The 13,989-nt window shown below is 63.5% G+C and carries 18 protein-coding genes and 1 pseudogene; 10 read left to right on the top strand and 9 right to left on the bottom strand.

The features are described from left to right. Window positions 1-148: 148 nt before the first annotated feature. A complete protein-coding gene (locus AC0L2K_RS17255) occupies window positions 149-373 on the bottom strand; it encodes a hypothetical protein (RefSeq protein WP_473531906.1) in 225 nt (74 codons plus the stop codon). Between the two features lie 348 nt (window positions 374-721). On the opposite strand from AC0L2K_RS17255, the pseudogene AC0L2K_RS17250 reads away from it, so the two are divergent. Beyond that, window positions 722-952: pseudogene (locus AC0L2K_RS17250) on the top strand (BrnA antitoxin family protein); the annotation flags it as partial. A 129-nt stretch (window positions 953-1,081) separates the two neighbouring features. Here the strand turns inward: AC0L2K_RS17250 and AC0L2K_RS17245 are convergent. Next, window positions 1,082-2,521: a LuxR C-terminal-related transcriptional regulator gene (locus AC0L2K_RS17245; RefSeq protein ID WP_473531905.1), complete on the bottom strand. Its 1,440-nt coding sequence runs from the start codon at window positions 2,519-2,521 to the stop codon at window positions 1,082-1,084. A gap of 232 nt (window positions 2,522-2,753) precedes the next feature. On the opposite strand from AC0L2K_RS17245, the gene AC0L2K_RS17240 reads away from it, so the two are divergent. The 7 genes from AC0L2K_RS17240 to AC0L2K_RS17210 all read left to right on the top strand — a co-directional run bounded on the left by AC0L2K_RS17240 (window position 2,754) and on the right by AC0L2K_RS17210 (window position 8,734). Further along, window positions 2,754-2,960 (top strand): hypothetical protein, encoded by a 207-nt coding sequence (locus AC0L2K_RS17240; RefSeq protein WP_128171069.1) that lies wholly within the window; start codon window positions 2,754-2,756, stop codon window positions 2,958-2,960. A 48-nt stretch (window positions 2,961-3,008) separates the two neighbouring features. Continuing rightward, on the top strand, window positions 3,009-3,338 hold the full coding sequence (locus AC0L2K_RS17235; RefSeq protein WP_473531904.1) for a DMT family transporter: 330 nt from the start codon (window positions 3,009-3,011) through the stop codon (window positions 3,336-3,338). Then, entirely contained in the window at window positions 3,310-4,110 is an 801-nt protein-coding gene (locus tag AC0L2K_RS17230; protein ID WP_473531903.1) for a tetratricopeptide repeat protein, read from the top strand. The genes AC0L2K_RS17235 and AC0L2K_RS17230 overlap by 29 nt, the downstream gene beginning before the upstream one ends. A 252-nt stretch (window positions 4,111-4,362) precedes the next feature. After that, on the top strand, window positions 4,363-5,313 hold the full coding sequence (locus AC0L2K_RS17225; protein ID WP_023799031.1) for a substrate-binding domain-containing protein: 951 nt from the start codon (window positions 4,363-4,365) through the stop codon (window positions 5,311-5,313). 222 nt (window positions 5,314-5,535) lie between these two features. Further along, window positions 5,536-7,107: a sugar ABC transporter ATP-binding protein gene (locus AC0L2K_RS17220; protein WP_473531902.1), complete on the top strand. Its 1,572-nt coding sequence runs from the start codon at window positions 5,536-5,538 to the stop codon at window positions 7,105-7,107. Next, the gene (locus AC0L2K_RS17215) at window positions 7,104-8,120 is read left to right on the top strand and encodes an ABC transporter permease (RefSeq protein ID WP_023799033.1); all 1,017 of its coding nucleotides are present in this window, start codon (window positions 7,104-7,106) and stop codon (window positions 8,118-8,120) included. The genes AC0L2K_RS17220 and AC0L2K_RS17215 overlap by 4 nt, the downstream gene beginning before the upstream one ends. Window positions 8,121-8,356: 236 nt before the next feature. Continuing rightward, window positions 8,357-8,734, top strand: coding sequence for an endonuclease domain-containing protein (locus tag AC0L2K_RS17210; protein ID WP_473531922.1), 378 nt, complete (start codon window positions 8,357-8,359; stop codon window positions 8,732-8,734). A gap of 399 nt (window positions 8,735-9,133) precedes the next feature. On the opposite strand, the gene AC0L2K_RS17205 is transcribed toward AC0L2K_RS17210, so the two are convergent. The 5 genes from AC0L2K_RS17205 to AC0L2K_RS17185 all read right to left on the bottom strand — a co-directional run bounded on the left by AC0L2K_RS17205 (window position 9,134) and on the right by AC0L2K_RS17185 (window position 12,217). Further along, window positions 9,134-9,451, bottom strand: a complete 318-nt coding sequence (locus AC0L2K_RS17205; protein ID WP_473531901.1) for a DUF982 domain-containing protein — start codon at window positions 9,449-9,451, stop codon at window positions 9,134-9,136. Window positions 9,452-9,513: 62 nt separating this feature from the next. After that, window positions 9,514-9,720 (bottom strand): hypothetical protein, encoded by a 207-nt coding sequence (locus tag AC0L2K_RS17200; RefSeq protein WP_473480833.1) that lies wholly within the window; start codon window positions 9,718-9,720, stop codon window positions 9,514-9,516. 111 nt (window positions 9,721-9,831) lie between these two features. Beyond that, the gene (groL, locus tag AC0L2K_RS17195; protein WP_473531900.1) at window positions 9,832-11,463 is read right to left on the bottom strand and encodes a chaperonin GroEL; all 1,632 of its coding nucleotides are present in this window, start codon (window positions 11,461-11,463) and stop codon (window positions 9,832-9,834) included. Between the two features lie 58 nt (window positions 11,464-11,521). Beyond that, the gene (locus AC0L2K_RS17190) at window positions 11,522-11,839 is read right to left on the bottom strand and encodes a co-chaperone GroES (RefSeq protein WP_023799038.1); all 318 of its coding nucleotides are present in this window, start codon (window positions 11,837-11,839) and stop codon (window positions 11,522-11,524) included. A 153-nt stretch (window positions 11,840-11,992) separates the two neighbouring features. Next, on the bottom strand, window positions 11,993-12,217 hold the full coding sequence (locus AC0L2K_RS17185) for a hypothetical protein (RefSeq protein ID WP_473531899.1): 225 nt from the start codon (window positions 12,215-12,217) through the stop codon (window positions 11,993-11,995). On the opposite strand from AC0L2K_RS17185, the gene AC0L2K_RS17180 reads away from it, so the two are divergent. After that, the gene (locus AC0L2K_RS17180; RefSeq protein WP_091598882.1) at window positions 12,216-12,503 is read left to right on the top strand and encodes an usg protein; all 288 of its coding nucleotides are present in this window, start codon (window positions 12,216-12,218) and stop codon (window positions 12,501-12,503) included. The two genes, AC0L2K_RS17185 and AC0L2K_RS17180, sit on opposite strands and share 2 nt — an antisense overlap. A gap of 114 nt (window positions 12,504-12,617) precedes the next feature. Here the strand turns inward: AC0L2K_RS17180 and AC0L2K_RS17175 are convergent, their stop codons facing one another. Both AC0L2K_RS17175 and AC0L2K_RS17170 read right to left on the bottom strand, forming a co-directional pair. Beyond that, the gene (locus AC0L2K_RS17175) at window positions 12,618-12,875 is read right to left on the bottom strand and encodes a DUF982 domain-containing protein (protein WP_128247007.1); all 258 of its coding nucleotides are present in this window, start codon (window positions 12,873-12,875) and stop codon (window positions 12,618-12,620) included. A gap of 147 nt (window positions 12,876-13,022) precedes the next feature. Then, the gene (locus AC0L2K_RS17170; RefSeq protein WP_023799042.1) at window positions 13,023-13,241 is read right to left on the bottom strand and encodes a hypothetical protein; all 219 of its coding nucleotides are present in this window, start codon (window positions 13,239-13,241) and stop codon (window positions 13,023-13,025) included. A gap of 246 nt (window positions 13,242-13,487) precedes the next feature. On the opposite strand from AC0L2K_RS17170, the gene AC0L2K_RS17165 reads away from it, so the two are divergent. After that, window positions 13,488-13,952 carry an Hsp20 family protein gene (locus AC0L2K_RS17165; RefSeq protein WP_128171064.1) on the top strand — a complete coding sequence of 155 codons (465 nt, stop codon included), beginning with the start codon at window positions 13,488-13,490 and terminating at the stop codon, window positions 13,950-13,952. Window positions 13,953-13,989: the final 37 nt, after the last annotated feature.

The following is a 13,989-nucleotide window of genomic DNA, read 5'->3' as shown; positions in this document are numbered from 1 at the left end:
TCCTGCCGGACTGTCCGGCAGGACAGAGGGGGGCGCTGTCCCGCCAGCATCAAAATTCCATCGCAGCGGCGCTCACAGGTCACGGCAGGGTCTCCGCGACGTCGCTTCGCTTCTGCTCCGCCCTGGAATGACGAGAGGTCACACGGGCTCAATCGTCGGTGGCCGGCGTCAGTTCGAGCTCGGCCGGCGACAGACCCTGCTGGAGCTGGCTCAGCCGGAATTCGTCGACCCAATAAGCCTCGCCGTCGACGAGGACACGCGCCTTGTAGGCACCGGCGGAAAAACTTTGTGCGGTGATATAGATCTTGTGGCGGTCGAGCGCCTTGCGCACCGCGGCACGCTTGGAATTCTGGCTGGTGACGGAACTGGCCATGGACTGCTCATACACACGCCGCCGCAGGAGAAGACGGCTGGCATAAGGATGGCCGAGACAGACGGTTGTGTCAATTTTTCAGTGGGCGCGAACGGCCCTGGACGATCGCGGTGTCGTGCCGAAACGAGCCTAGCACCGTGCCATGTCTGCCTTTTGGGTTGTCCTTCGCAAGTGAACAACCACTGAAACGGGCTTGCATCACGAAACTTCTTTTTTGTATCACGAATAATGGTTGACTCTCCCATTATCGTCCCGCCAGCAGCAGGGAAAGGAGCCTTTTGACAGGACCCGCAAGAACCGCATGAAGGGTTCGTTCCCGGTCGGGGTTACACCAAGGAAGACTGGGACGATGCCGACAGCCCGGAATTGACCGGCGAGCAGATCGCCAAGGGCAAACCTTTTGCCGAAGCGTTTCCCGATCTGGCCGAGAGCATCAAGCGCGGCCGGGGGCGCCCACCTGTCGCCGTCCCGCAGATTTCCATCCGGCTTGAACCGGCGGTGATCGAGAAGTTCAAAGCAACCGGCAAGGGCTGGCAGGCCAGGGTCAACGATGTGCTGAAGAAGGCGAAAGTGGGCTGAGGCGGATATCATTTCGGCGAGGCCTACCGCATGGCGCCGTGCCCATTTGGTGCTTGTGCAGGGCGGCAACATCCGCCTGATCGGCCGGCATCGATCGGGCGAGCCGGCACCGACTCCTGCATGCATCAACTACGGCAGCTTCGCCAGTTCGGCAGCGTGGCGGATGGCAAGCAAGGCGTCCCGGTTGGTCACCGGATAGCCTGCGATGAAGCGTTCGACCGAAAAGCCTGGAAATTCGGCTCTCAAGCGGGCCGCGGCGCGCGCCGCCTCGCCGGTCTCGCCCATGGCAACATGCGAAAGTGCCAGGAACATCAGCACGTCCGGCGACTCCGGCGAACTCCTGCGGAGCGCCGCGACAGCTTCGCGATGCCTGCCGGCGGCAAACAGGATGCGGCCTTGCATGCCGAAATACCAGGGCGGGGCCAATGGATTAAGGCGCATGGCACGCTCGATGAGCGGGATCGCCTCGGCTGGATCGCCGGTGACAAGCGCTTTGCTGCCGGCGAGCAGCAGCAGTATGCCGGCGTGGTTGGAGCCGTATTCGAGAGCGCGCCGGTGCGCGCGCTCCGCTCCTTCGAGATCGCCAAGACATGCCCTGACATTGCCAAGGCATGCGTGAGCGCAGCTGTCCGTCGGGTCGAGACGCAAGGCGTTTTCGGCCGTGATCCACCCGTTCTCGATCGACGTCAGCACGTCGTCGCCAAAGCCGTTGCAGGCCTCGATCGAATAGGCGTAGGCGAGTTCGGCCCAGCAGTTGGCGAAGGTAGGATCAAGCTCCAGCGCGCGCGAAAACAAGCGGATCGCCTCGGCATTGCTGGCGCGGCTGAACATGGTGTGCTGTTCGAGGGCAAGCAGATAAAAATCGTAGGCCCGCAAGCTGGCCAGCGGCTTGCGGCGAACCGCATTGCGGCCGACCGTGGCCAGCGTTCCATAACTGCCGGCGAACACGTTGATGATGCTTTCGGCCAGGCTGTCCTGCAGCGCGAAAATGTCCTCGGCCGGGCGGTCGTAACGCTCCCTCCACAGGTCGACGCCGCTACGGGCATCGGCAAGTTCTATCGTCAAGCGAATCCTCTGGTCGTCCGCACGCAACTGGCCCGATACGAAATAGGTGGCGCCGAGCGCCTTGCCGTCCGCCGCGAAATCGGCCGGCTTGCTGCCCAGCGATTTCATCGTGTGGAACGCGATGACAGGCAAGCCAGCGTATCGCGCCAGGTTGATGGTGATGTCTGACGACAGGCCGTCGGCAAAGCGGCGCCAGCGCTCTTCGGAATTCAGGCATTCAATCGGAAATATGGCGAGCACCGGCGGAGCGTCCGACGGGGGTGACTGCCCTCCCGGCCGAGCGCCGGAAGCGCCGGCAAAATACGCCGCGAGCCCGATCTTGGTGCGCACGCCAAGTTTTTCGTAGATGGCCGCAAGGTGGGTGCGAACAGTGGTCGGGGCAATGAAAAGTGCATTGCCGATTTCGCGATAGGTCATGCCGGTTGCGAATTTTTCCGCGACCGCGCGCTCGCGACCCGACAAGGCATCGAGCGTCTGCGCTTTCGAAGCGTCATTGACCGTCATGGTGGAACCCGTCCCAGGATAGAATACTACAAATGCAGGAGGCCGAATACTGCATCTGCCCGATCCCGTCGCAGGCGCACAAATTGCAAGGTCGTTTGCCGCAAAAAGCGGCAATCCGGGGGAGTTTTCCATGCGTCCTGTTTCGATAATGCTGGCATGCACGATCTTGAGTTTTTCCGCCGCCCAGTCGCCGTCGTTCGCTAGAGGATGCAGGCAGGTGCTGGAATCGGATGTGAAAATCACGAGCATGCGCCTCTATGCCGACATCCTGGCCAATGCCGCCCGCAACGGCTGGGACTACACGCCTGAATCGATCGTCAGCGGCTCAAAGCGGCATTTCGAGGAGATGAAGCTCCAGTTGAATGACGCCGGCTATGAGATCATGCCCGTCGGCGTGCGCCTGTATTGCAAGCGGTGGGACAAGCTCGCCGCCCGCTAGCAACCAGCGATCCGCCCTTTGCGGCGCAAGCTTTGCCGAGACATCGATATGTCGAAGGTGCAGGCCAACTGTCTGCTTCTGCTTGCCGCTGCCTTTTGGGGCTTCGGCAATGTTGCGCAGAAGACTGTGCTGGATCATCTCGATCCGCTCAGCGCCGTGGGCATGCGCTGCCTGATCGCGGGGCTCATGGTCGCGCCGCTGACGGGGCTCGAATGGGGAACGAAATCCGGGCCAGGCTACTGGATCAGCCTCGTTCAGGACCAGCGATATCTTCGTCTTTCAAAGGATGGTGGCGCAACGGATCGCGACCGCGCTGGTCGCCAACATCGAGAGCGCGGCGATGCGGCGCATGTCCCCCGCGCCCGCCGCCAACATTGAGGCCTACGTCCATATCCTGCGCGGCATGGCACTGCTGCGCAGCTATGGCGAGGGTGTCAACCAGCAGGCCCGCGAACATTTGCTGAAGGCGCTCGAACGCGATCCGGATTCGGGGCTCGCTCACGCCTATCTCGCCTTGGCGGACACAATCATAGGCGGCTATGGCGGTGCGCCCCGCGCCTTGCTCGATCAGGCGCGGGACCGGGCGTTGCACGCCACTGCACTCAGCCCAGACGAGGCACGCTGCCATCGCATCCTGGCGTTGATCCTCCTCTACCTGGCCGAATTCGACGCCGCCGCACGCCATTTCGCGCGCGCGTTGGATCTGAACCCCTATGATGCCGACACGTTGGCCCAGACGGGCTTCTTCGAGGTCATACGCGGCCATGGCGAGGCCGGCCTGGTGCTGCTGGACCAGGCGATCCAACTCAATCCGATGCATCCCGCCTGGTATTATTACGACCGGGGTGAGGCCCTGCTTGTCGTTGGCCGCTACCCGGAAGCGGCCACGTCTTTTTCCTGCCTTCCGCGAAAGAGTGCCTGGCAATGGTCGCGGCTAGCGGCTTGTCACGCGCTTGACGGCAATATCGACAAGGCAACGGCCTGCACCAGGGAGGGCCGTCGGCTAAACCCCGGCCTGACCGTGCAGGAAATCATGGCGGACCTTCATATGATGCGCTCGGAAGATCGGGAGCGGATACGATCCGGTCTCGAGTTGGCCGGATGGGATGAAGCGCAATTGCCGGACGCACTATTGCCGACAACACCATGAGCAGCATCGGAGCGTTGGGCGCGTGACGCGGCCCTGTGTCGGATCCGCCCGTTCTTGCGCAAATCTCCGGCCTTGGCTAGCATCCGCCCGCCGGCGCCGAGCGGAGGAGAACGTCGCGGTGGACCGGCTGGAGCGCCGTTGCGTCCCCTTGGGCGCTCAAAGGACACTCCATTTCTGGATCGACGCAGGAATTTTCGGAAAACCGGAACCGGTTTTCGGGTTCATGCGCTCATGTGGGAGGAGACTAAATTGATCAACAGACGTGAATTCCTGCTGTCGTCCGTGGCGATGGGCACGATGGCGCTGGCCGCTCCGCAACTGGCTTTCGCCCAGGACAAGCTGACCATTCTTGGTTCGGTGCCGAGCCTCGGCTTTCCGTTCTTCGTGCACATGCTGAACCAGATCAAGGCGGAAGCTCAGGCGCAGGGCGTCAATCTTGTCGAAAGCGACGGCCAGAACTCGGCGCCCAAGCAGACCGCCGATATCGAGGCAGCGCTCGTGCAGAAGGTCAACGCCATCGTCATCTCGCCACTCGACGTCAACGCGCTGGCCCCGGCCATCGAGCAAGCGATCCAGGCCGGCGTCCCCGTCGTCACCATCGACCGCCGCGTCGACGGGGTCGAAGGCATCCTCGCCCATGTCGGCGCCGACAATGTCAAGGGCGGCGAGGCCGAAGCGCAGGCCATGGTGGCGGCTTTCCCGAACGGCGCCAAGATCTTCCATCTGCAGGGCCAGCCAGGTGCCGGGCCGGCGATCGACCGCAACAAGGGCGTGCACAACGTTCTCGACCCGATGAAGGACAAGTACCAGATCATCTTCGAGCAGACCGCCAATTTCGCCCGCGCCGAGGCGCTCTCGGTCACCGAGGCCGGCCTGGCCGCCAACGGCAAGCCCGACGCGATCATCTGCGCCAATGACGACATGGCGCTGGGCGCGGTCGAAGCCTGCGCGGCGCGCAACTTCACCGACGTCAAGATCTACGGCTTCGATGCGCTTCCCGAAGCGCTGGTCGCCGTGCGCGACGGCAAGCTGGCCGGCACCGTCGAACAGTTCCCCGGCGAGCAGTCGCGCACTGCGGTGCAGATCGCCGTCGCCTATGCCAGGGACAAGACCGAGCCGAAGGAAAAGCTTGTGCTGCTGACGCCGATCGTCATCGGCAAGGACAATCTCGACAAGGCGGAAAGGCTGGGCGAGACGAAGTAGGCCAATTGGCGAGGCCGGTGGGACAGCACCCCCCTCTGGCCTGCCGGCCATCTCCCCCTCAAGGGGGGAGATTGGCAGTTTCAACGCGTCGCCCTTTCTTCAACGCCGAAGATTAGCGAAAGCGGCCATGACATCCGATCTCCCCCCTTGAGGAGGAGATGTCCGGCAGGACAGAGGGGGTGTTCAAGCGCGGCGTGAACAACTGCATCGAGGGAAAAGCTTTTGCCAGCCGAAGCCACTGCGTCGCCCAATACCCCCCTCCTCGCCGTCGAGGGCGTGACCAAGCGTTTTGCCGGCGTCACCGCGCTGAGCGATGTCTCGCTCGAGGTTCGGCCCGGCGAAATCCTCGGCCTGCTCGGCGAGAACGGCGCCGGCAAGTCGACGCTGCTCAAGATCCTGTCCGGCGTGATGCCGCCGTCCAGCGGCCGCATCGTCTTCGACGGCGTAGAATTCAATCCGCACAATCCGCAGGATGCCAAGCGCCTCGGCATCGTCACCATCTACCAGGAACTGAGCCTGATCCCGACGCTGACCGTGGCTGAGAATATTTTTATCGGCCGCGCGCCGCTCGGGCGCTTCGGCCTGGTCAGCTGGCGGAAGATGGAGGTAGACTCGCGCGCGATCATCGCCCGCGTCGGCCTTGACCTCGACCCGGCGACGCCGGTGTCTGCGCTGTCGGTGGCCGAGCAGCAGCTGGTCGAGATCGCCCGCGCGCTGTCGCTGAAGAGCCGGCTCATCATCATGGACGAGCCGACCTCGGCGCTGACCGAAACCGAAGTGCAAAAACTGATGTCGATCATGGGCCGGCTGCGCAAGGACGGCGTCGCCATCATGTTCGTCACCCACCGGCTGGAAGAGGCCTCCGCGATCTGCGACCGCATGACGGTTCTGCGCGACGGCAGGCTGGCCGGCCATCTCGACCGCGATGGCGGGCCGATCAAGCTGCCGAAAATCATCGAGAAAATGGTCGGCCGCGCCGCGTCCGAGCTTTATGCCAGGCCGACGCTGCGCGATGTCGCCGGCGACGTCAGGCTTTCCGTGCGCGGCCTGCGCACGGTGCGCGATCCGCAGGCGCCGCACGCCATCGTGCTCGAAGGCATCGATCTCGACCTCAAGGCGGGCGAGATCCTCGGCGTCGCCGGCCTCGTCGGCTCCGGCCGCACCGAGCTTGCCCGCGCCATCTTCGGCGCCGACCGCATCGCCGCCGGCACCATCGCCCTCGACGGCAAGACGATCGCGCCTGAAACACCCGCCGACGCCATCGCCCTCGGCATCGGCCTGGTGCCGGAAGACCGCAAGCATCAGGCGATCTTCGCCGCGCTCGGCATTCTCACCAACTTTTCCGTCGCAGCGCTCGGCCGCTACTCCAACGCTCTCGGCTTCATGGCCGAGCGCCGCGAGCGCCAGGCGCTGGCGAGCTACAGAAAAACGCTGTCGATCCGCATGGCCTCGCCCGAGCAGCCCATCGAGGGGCTATCCGGCGGCAACCAGCAGAAGGTCATCCTCGCCCGCTGGCTTGCGCGCGACCCCAAGGTGCTGATCGTCGACGAGCCGACGCGCGGCGTCGATGTCGGCGCCAAGGCCGAGGTGCACCAGATCCTGGTGCAGCTCGCCGGGCGCGGCATCGCCATCATGATGATCTCGTCGGAATTGCCCGAAGTGCTTGCGGTGTCGGACAGGATCGTCACCATGCGGCGCGGCCGCATCACCGGCGAGATGCCAGGCATCGAGGCGACCGAGGAAAAACTGATGGAACTGATGGCGCTCGATCAAACGCAGGAAGCGACGCAATGACCAGCACGACCGAACAGAGCCAGCGCGGCGGCATCAATGTCGCGCGCCTGCTGATGAGCTTCGGACCGCTGATGTTCCTGGCGCTGCTGATCGTCGTCTTCACCGTGCTGAAGCCGAGCTTCATCGACCCGATCAACATCTTCAACATCATGCGGCAGATCTCGATCACCGGGCTGATCGCGCTCGGCATGACCTTCGTCATCCTCACCGCCGGCATCGACCTGTCGGTCGGCTCGCTGCTGGCTTTCTGCGGCATGGTCGCGGCGGTGGTGGCCAAGGGCGGCACCGCCAACACGCTGTCGCTGTCGACGTCCGGCGCACAAGGCTATGGCTGGTTCGCCGCCCTTCTGGCTGCCGTCGTCGTCGGCGCCCTGGCCGGCGGCGTCCAGGGCTTTGCCATCACCCGGCTGAAAGTGCCGCCCTTCGTCGTCACGCTCGGCGGCCTCACCGTCTTTCGCGGCCTGACGCTGACGATCTCCAATGGCGGCCCGATCTCCGGCTTCGACGCTTCGATGCGCTGGTTCGGCACCGGGCTGATCGGCCCGGTGCCGGTGCCGGCGATCATCTTCGCGGCGGCGGCGATCCTCTGCCACATCGTCCTGCGCTACACGCGCTACGGCCGCGCCGTCTACGCCGTCGGCGGCAATGCCGAGGCGGCGCGGCTGTCCGGCCTGCGCGTCGACCGCATCCTGATCTCGGTCTACATCATCGTCGGCTTCTTCGCCGGCCTTGCCGCCTTCGTGCTATCGGCCAGGCTCAATTCCTCGGAAGCCGTCGCCGGCATCGGCTACGAGCTGACCGTGATCTCGGCGGTGGTCATCGGCGGCACCTCGCTGTTCGGCGGCATTGGCTCGGTCGGCGGCACGGTGGTGGGTGCGGCACTGATCGGCGTGCTGCAGAACGGGCTGCAGTTCAACAACGTCTCGTCCTACACGCAAAGCATCGTCATCGGCCTGATCCTGATCCTCGCCGTGGCCTTCGACCGCTGGCTGAAATCGCGGGTAAGGCGGTAGTCCGAGGGGCAATACAGACCTAGGTCGGCGGGACAGTACCCCCTCTGTCCTACCGGACATCTGCCCCTCAAGGGGGAGATTGGATGTCGCTTCGGCTTTCGCCAATCTCAGAAGAAGCGCTACCGGCGAAGCTGCCAATCTTCCCCCTTGAGGGGGAGATGTCCGGCAGGACAGAGGGGGGTGTTCAAGCGCGGCGCATAGGGATAGGCAAGTTTCGCGCGGAGGGAATAGAAGCAGTGAACCACTATCACGTACCTCCGAACAACCGCGGCAATGCGCGCAAGATGCGCAAGGCCATGACGGACGCCGAGCTGAAGCTCGGGAACGAGATCAGGGCGCACCGTCTCATGGGATTGGCGTTTCGGCGACAGATGCCGATAGCCGGCTACATTGTCGATTTTGCCTGTCCGGACAAAAAGCTGATCGTCGAACTCGACGGCTCCCAGCACGCTCAGGCCGAAGCCTCGGCATCGGATGCTTACAGAAGCTCGAGGTTGGAGGCGGCTGGCTGGACCATCCTGCGTTTCTGGAACGACGACGTCATTCGCGACATCGACAATGTCTGCCAGCACATCGTGATCGTGGCCGGCCTGGCAGGCGCAGAGATGCGTTGAGTGTTGGTCGCGGAGCTGATCGCGCAACGCTGGCGGGGCAGTACCCCCTCAAGGGGGAGATTGGATGTCGCTTCGGCTTTCGCCAATCTCAGAAGAAGCGCTACCGGCGAAGCTGCCAATCTCCCCCCTTGAGGGGGAGATGTCCGGCAGGACAGAGGGGGGTCCTCGACCGTAGGGCGGAGAGATCAAAGGCAGCGCACCACTATCCGTACCTCCCCGTAACCGCGGCACAGGCGCCAGATGCGCGAGGTCGTGATCGTAGCCGGCTTGGCAGGCGCGGAGATGCGCAACGTTGGCGCGAGGCACCCCCCTCTGTCCTGCCGGACATCTCCCCCTCAAGGGGGGAGATTGGATGTTGCTGCGGCTTTCGCCATTCTCCAACTTGGGGAAAAGCCGCGTTCATGCCGGTGCGTTGAGACGCTGCGAACGCGTTGCCCAATCGATGACTGTCCCGCCGGCAACGGTAGAACTCGTCAGCGGCGCGAGAAGATCCTTGCGGCGGGCGAACGCCACGAAGGTCGCCCGCGCCGTCTCGGCGTCGATCTCTCCGTCCATCGCCGCCCGGCAGGCTTTGGCGGCGATGTCATGCGCGGCCGTCCGGCTCGCCCGCGGCCAGTCGGCAAGCAGCGCATAGGCCTCAGCCGCGCTTTCTATCCTGGTCGGCGTGCCGAGGCCGGTCAGGATGGTGACCGGCTTTTCAAAAGAAGAACGGTCCATGACACTCTCCTTTCCGGTTCAACTGTCTCCAACAGGCGCAGGCATGCGCGCCCGCGCGACCATCATTTACGCTCCTCCTGGCCGGCCCCGACGCGTTGGGCCGACAGGAACATCAGCGTATAGGCCGCCTTGCGGCGATCCCAGCCGGCCTGCTCGGCCATGCCAAGCAAGCCGTCGACCAGGGGCGCCAGCGCCGCCCTGCAATCGGTTTCATAGTTGAAATCGTTCTTCGGGCGGGTCGGCGCCGCGATCTTTCCAAAACTGTCCATCACATCCATCGCAACACCTGCTCCGCATTAATCCCGGACCGGCAAGACCGTGCCCGCTTTGGCGGACACGGTCCATCTGCCGTTCAGAAGCCTCGCTTTGGAAGCCTGACCTTAGTAGTCCATGCCGCCACCGCCGGGCATTGCCGGTGCGGCAGCTTCCTTCTTCGGCTTCTCGGCCACCATCGCCTCGGTGGTTACCAGCAGGCCGGCGACCGACGCGGCGTCCTGCAGAGCGGCGCGCACCACCTTGGCCGGGTCGATCACGCCCTGCGCGTAGAGATCACCGAACTCATTGGTCTGGGCGTTCCAGCCATAGCCGAATTCGGTCTTCTCGCGCAGCTTGCCGACGATGATCGAGCCTTCCGCACCGGCATTCTCGGCGATCTGGCGCACCGGCTGCTCGATGGCGCGACGCACGATCTCGACGCCGGTCTTCTGGTCGGGATTGTCGACGGCGACATTGTCGAGCGCCTTCGCCGCCCTGAGCAGCGCCACGCCGCCGCCGGGCAGTATGCCTTCCTCGACCGCAGCGCGGGTGGCGTGCATGGCGTCGTCGACGCGGTCCTTGCGCTCCTTGACCTCGACCTCGGTCGAGCCGCCGACGCGGATGACGGCGACGCCGCCGGCGAGCTTGGCCAGCCGTTCCTGCAGCTTCTCGCGGTCATAGTCGGAGGTGGTCTCCTCGATCTGCGCCTTGATCTGGCTGATGCGTGCCTGGATCTCGTCCTTGCGGCCGGCACCATCGACGATCGTGGTGTTCTCCTTCTCGATCAGCACCTTCTTGGCGCGGCCGAGCATCTCCAGCGTGACGTTTTCGAGCTTGATGCCGAGATCCTCGCTGATGGCCGTGCCGCCGGTCAGGATGGCAATGTCTTCCAGCATCGCCTTGCGGCGGTCACCAAAACCCGGCGCCTTGACGGCGGCAACCTTCAGGCCGCCGCGCAGCTTGTTGACGACCAGCGTCGCCAGCGCCTCGCCTTCGACATCCTCGGCGATGATCAGCAGCGGCTTGCTCGATTGCACTGCGGCTTCGAGCACCGGCAGCATGGCCTGCAGGTTGGACAGCTTCTTCTCGTGGATCAGCACATAGGGCTCTTCGAGCTCGACGCGCATCTTGTCCTGGTTGGTGATGAAATAGGGCGAGAGATAGCCGCGATCGAATTGCATGCCCTCGACCACTTCGAGCTCAGTCTCGGCGGTCTTGGCCTCCTCGACCGTGATGACGCCCTCATTGCCGACCTTTTCCATCGCTTCGGCGAGGAAGCGGCCGATCTCCACATCGCCATTGGCCGAGATGGCGCCGACCTGGGCGATCTCGTCGTTCCTTGTCACCTTGCGGGCATTGGCCTTGAGTTCGGCGACGATGGCGTCGACCGCCTTGTCGATGCCGCGCTTCAGGTCCATCGGGTTCATGCCGGCGGCAACCGCCTTGGCGCCTTCCTGGACGATCGACTGCGCCAGAACGGTAGCGGTGGTGGTGCCGTCGCCGGCGACGTCGCTGGTCTTCGAGGCGACCTCACGCACCATCTGCGCACCCATGTTCTCGAACTTGTCCTCAAGCTCGATTTCCTTGGCGACGGTAACGCCGTCCTTGGTGATGCGCGGGGCGCCGAACGACTTGTCGAGGATGACATTGCGGCCCTTGGGACCGAGCGTCACCTTCACCGCGTCGGCGAGGATGTTGACACCGCGCAACATCTTCTCGCGGGCTTCGGTATGGAATTTCACATCCTTGGCAGCCATTGGATAACTCCTTCAAATAGGCAGCTTTTCGTTGACTGATGGCTTGTTCGGGCCCCGCTCAGGCGGCCTTCTTTTTTATCTGGTCGGTCATTTCAATCACGCCCAGCACATCGCTTTCCTTCATGATGAGCAGGTCCTCGCCGTTGAGCTTGATCTCGGTGCCCGACCATTTGCCGAACAGGATGCGGTCGCCGACCTTGACGTCGAGCGGCTGCAACTGTCCGCTATCGTCGCGCGCGCCGGGGCCGGCGGCGATGACCTCGCCTTCCTGCGGCTTCTCCTTGGCTGTGTCAGGAATGATGATGCCGCCCGCGGTCTTCTCGTCGACCTCGATGCGGCGGACCAGGATACGGTCATGCAATGGACGGAACGCCATGTCGTTCTCCTCATATGACAAACAGATTTTCTTGGACCTCCCTTCGCAGCCGACCAGTGGGTCGGTGCGACGGTGCGCGACCCCTGCTCAGGCATCACGCGCCTATCGAATTAGTCTGCCTATCCAGCCTTTCAAGAGGACGCCGAAAAAATTTTAGCACTCGCCGTTGTCGAGTGCCAACGCACCGTAATAACGCACTGTAATAATGACGCTATTCCAGGATTTGAAACGATGGATGCGGCTTGAAATCGGGGCGCAACCTTCCGACATCATCGTCGATCCCGGCACCGTCTGCCGGCGGCCGGAACCGATGAGGAAGTGGAAGCGTTTTCCCCCGCGGAGGATGGACGCCTGATCGTTCGGAAAGGAGACGGGCATGGTCGGTAATGAGTTCCAGGTCAGCAACGAGTTCCGGCTCCAGATGCAGGGTTTTGGCCTGACGACGGCAGAGATCCATTATCGTCTTCCCGACTATCGGGACCTGCTCCAGCTCTTCATCTGGCAGCAATACGACATCGCCCCGGATTTCCCGACGCTGAAGCATTTCCTCGAATTTTGGGAACGTGAGATCGAGGGCCCGCTGCATTCTGTGCGCGTCGCCCATCACCGTCTGATTCAGCCCTCCGAATGGCGGGCGGTGGACGGTGTCATTACGCTGCAGTGAAATAGAAAAAAGGCGGCGCTTTTCATGAATGGCGCCGCCTCTGCAGCACAGCGCGTCCGCCCCGGCTTCAGGTTCCCCGGCTTCAGGTTCATTGGCGTTCAGGTGGATTGGCGTTCAGGTGGATTTACGTCCCGTGACCAGCAGTCCGGCGGTGCGCGCCGCCTTGACGAAGGCGGTTCGCGCCTCGCGGGCGGTGCGCCAGCCGTCGAGCGCGTCGCGGCAGGCGCGATAGGCTGCGCGCCAGCTCCGGCCGCGCGCCCGGTCCGGCCATTGCTGCATGCATTCGATGGCTTCCCAGCTGCTGGCGACCTTGCGCTCTCCGACGGATTGGAGCTTGAGCGTGATCGGCTCGGAGAATGGGACGTCGTTCATCACTTCCTCCTTTTTTCTTTTTGAGAATAACCAGGAAGGCGGCCCGATCGGCGCCGGACTGACGAGATGGTTCGTCTAGCTGCACGCTTCAAGACCTCCCCCGGCTTAGCCTTACTTGCCTCCAGCCCTGCTTGCCGAAACCCGGCGCTATATGTCGTCGTCCGGCGGTTCGAGAAGTCCGATCAGCGTCGCCACCCTTGCCGACGGCAGCGGGCGGCCCTCGTTGACCAGCGCCTCATCGGCGCCGACCCAGGCAAAGGCCTCGCGCAACTCTTCGATCGTCGCGCCGGTCGAGGCGATGTCGGCGATCACGGCGTCGTCGACCGGGCCCAGCACCGAAATGATGTCGTCGCGTGTCATGGTCATGATGTCCTCCATGCGGCGTGCCGGCGCGACCCTCAAACGACGGTTGAAACCGGCATTGCCAGCACAATCGGGGCCAGTACAATCCGGCAACAAAAATTCTGGCAGCGGGACAGAATCTGGGTCTTGATTTCGGCCTGACAATAACCAAATGAAAATTGCCGGTTGCCGAATGGGACCGGCAGAACCCAGGGAGCGCCAAGCTCTTTGGCGTCCCTCGTACTATGTTGCTCCATGGAGGATGTAGCTATGAGAACCGCATTCGACTTTTCCCCGCTCTATCGGTCGAGCATCGGTTTCGACCGCATCTTCAACCTGCTGGAAAACGCGCCGCAGGCAGTCGAAACCTGGCCGCCCTATGACATCGAGCGAAGCGACGAGAACACCTATCGGGTGAGGATCGCCGTCGCCGGCTTTTCCGAGAACGATCTCGACATCAGCCACGAGCCGAACCTTCTCATCGTCTCTGGCGAGCGCAAGGAACACGACGAGGTGGAATATCTCCATCGCGGCCTTCCGGTGCGACCGTTCACACGGCGCTTCGAGCTTGCCGATCACATGACGGTCACCGGCGCCTCGCTCAACAACGGCCTGCTGACGATCGACCTCGTGCGCCAAGTGCCCGAAGAGATGAAGCCGCGTCGCATCACGATCGCCAAGCAAGACGCCGCGCCGAAGGCCGGACAGGTCGAGAAGCCGAAGCAGGCCGCCTGAGCGAAGGCGATCTCTGGCCTTTGACACAACCAGTCGA

This window comes from Mesorhizobium sp. WSM4817, assembly GCF_055811135.1.
This window is presented reverse-complemented; position numbering and strand designations above follow the sequence as displayed.

What these genes read in the sequence shown, in the direction of transcription:
- AC0L2K_RS17180 (WP_091598882.1), top strand. Translation starts at nt 12,216, where the DNA reads ATGGTCGGTAATGAGTTCCAGGTCAGCAACGAGTTCCGGCTCCAGATG.
- AC0L2K_RS17245 (WP_473531905.1), bottom strand. Translation starts at nt 2,521, where the DNA reads ATGACGGTCAATGACGCTTCGAAAGCGCAGACGCTCGATGCCTTGTCG.
- groL (WP_473531900.1), bottom strand. Translation starts at nt 11,463, where the DNA reads ATGGCTGCCAAGGATGTGAAATTCCATACCGAAGCCCGCGAGAAGATG.
- AC0L2K_RS17230 (WP_473531903.1), top strand. Translation starts at nt 3,310, where the DNA reads ATGTCCCCCGCGCCCGCCGCCAACATTGAGGCCTACGTCCATATCCTG.
- AC0L2K_RS17185 (WP_473531899.1), bottom strand. Translation starts at nt 12,217, where the DNA reads ATGCCCGTCTCCTTTCCGAACGATCAGGCGTCCATCCTCCGCGGGGGA.
- AC0L2K_RS17175 (WP_128247007.1), bottom strand. Translation starts at nt 12,875, where the DNA reads ATGAACGACGTCCCATTCTCCGAGCCGATCACGCTCAAGCTCCAATCC.
- AC0L2K_RS17235 (WP_473531904.1), top strand. Translation starts at nt 3,009, where the DNA reads ATGTCGAAGGTGCAGGCCAACTGTCTGCTTCTGCTTGCCGCTGCCTTT.
- AC0L2K_RS17215 (WP_023799033.1), top strand. Translation starts at nt 7,104, where the DNA reads ATGACCAGCACGACCGAACAGAGCCAGCGCGGCGGCATCAATGTCGCG.
- AC0L2K_RS17255 (WP_473531906.1), bottom strand. Translation starts at nt 373, where the DNA reads ATGGCCAGTTCCGTCACCAGCCAGAATTCCAAGCGTGCCGCGGTGCGC.
- AC0L2K_RS17165 (WP_128171064.1), top strand. Translation starts at nt 13,488, where the DNA reads ATGAGAACCGCATTCGACTTTTCCCCGCTCTATCGGTCGAGCATCGGT.
- AC0L2K_RS17205 (WP_473531901.1), bottom strand. Translation starts at nt 9,451, where the DNA reads ATGGACCGTTCTTCTTTTGAAAAGCCGGTCACCATCCTGACCGGCCTC.
- AC0L2K_RS17200 (WP_473480833.1), bottom strand. Translation starts at nt 9,720, where the DNA reads ATGGACAGTTTTGGAAAGATCGCGGCGCCGACCCGCCCGAAGAACGAT.
- AC0L2K_RS17170 (WP_023799042.1), bottom strand. Translation starts at nt 13,241, where the DNA reads ATGACCATGACACGCGACGACATCATTTCGGTGCTGGGCCCGGTCGAC.
- AC0L2K_RS17190 (WP_023799038.1), bottom strand. Translation starts at nt 11,839, where the DNA reads ATGGCGTTCCGTCCATTGCATGACCGTATCCTGGTCCGCCGCATCGAG.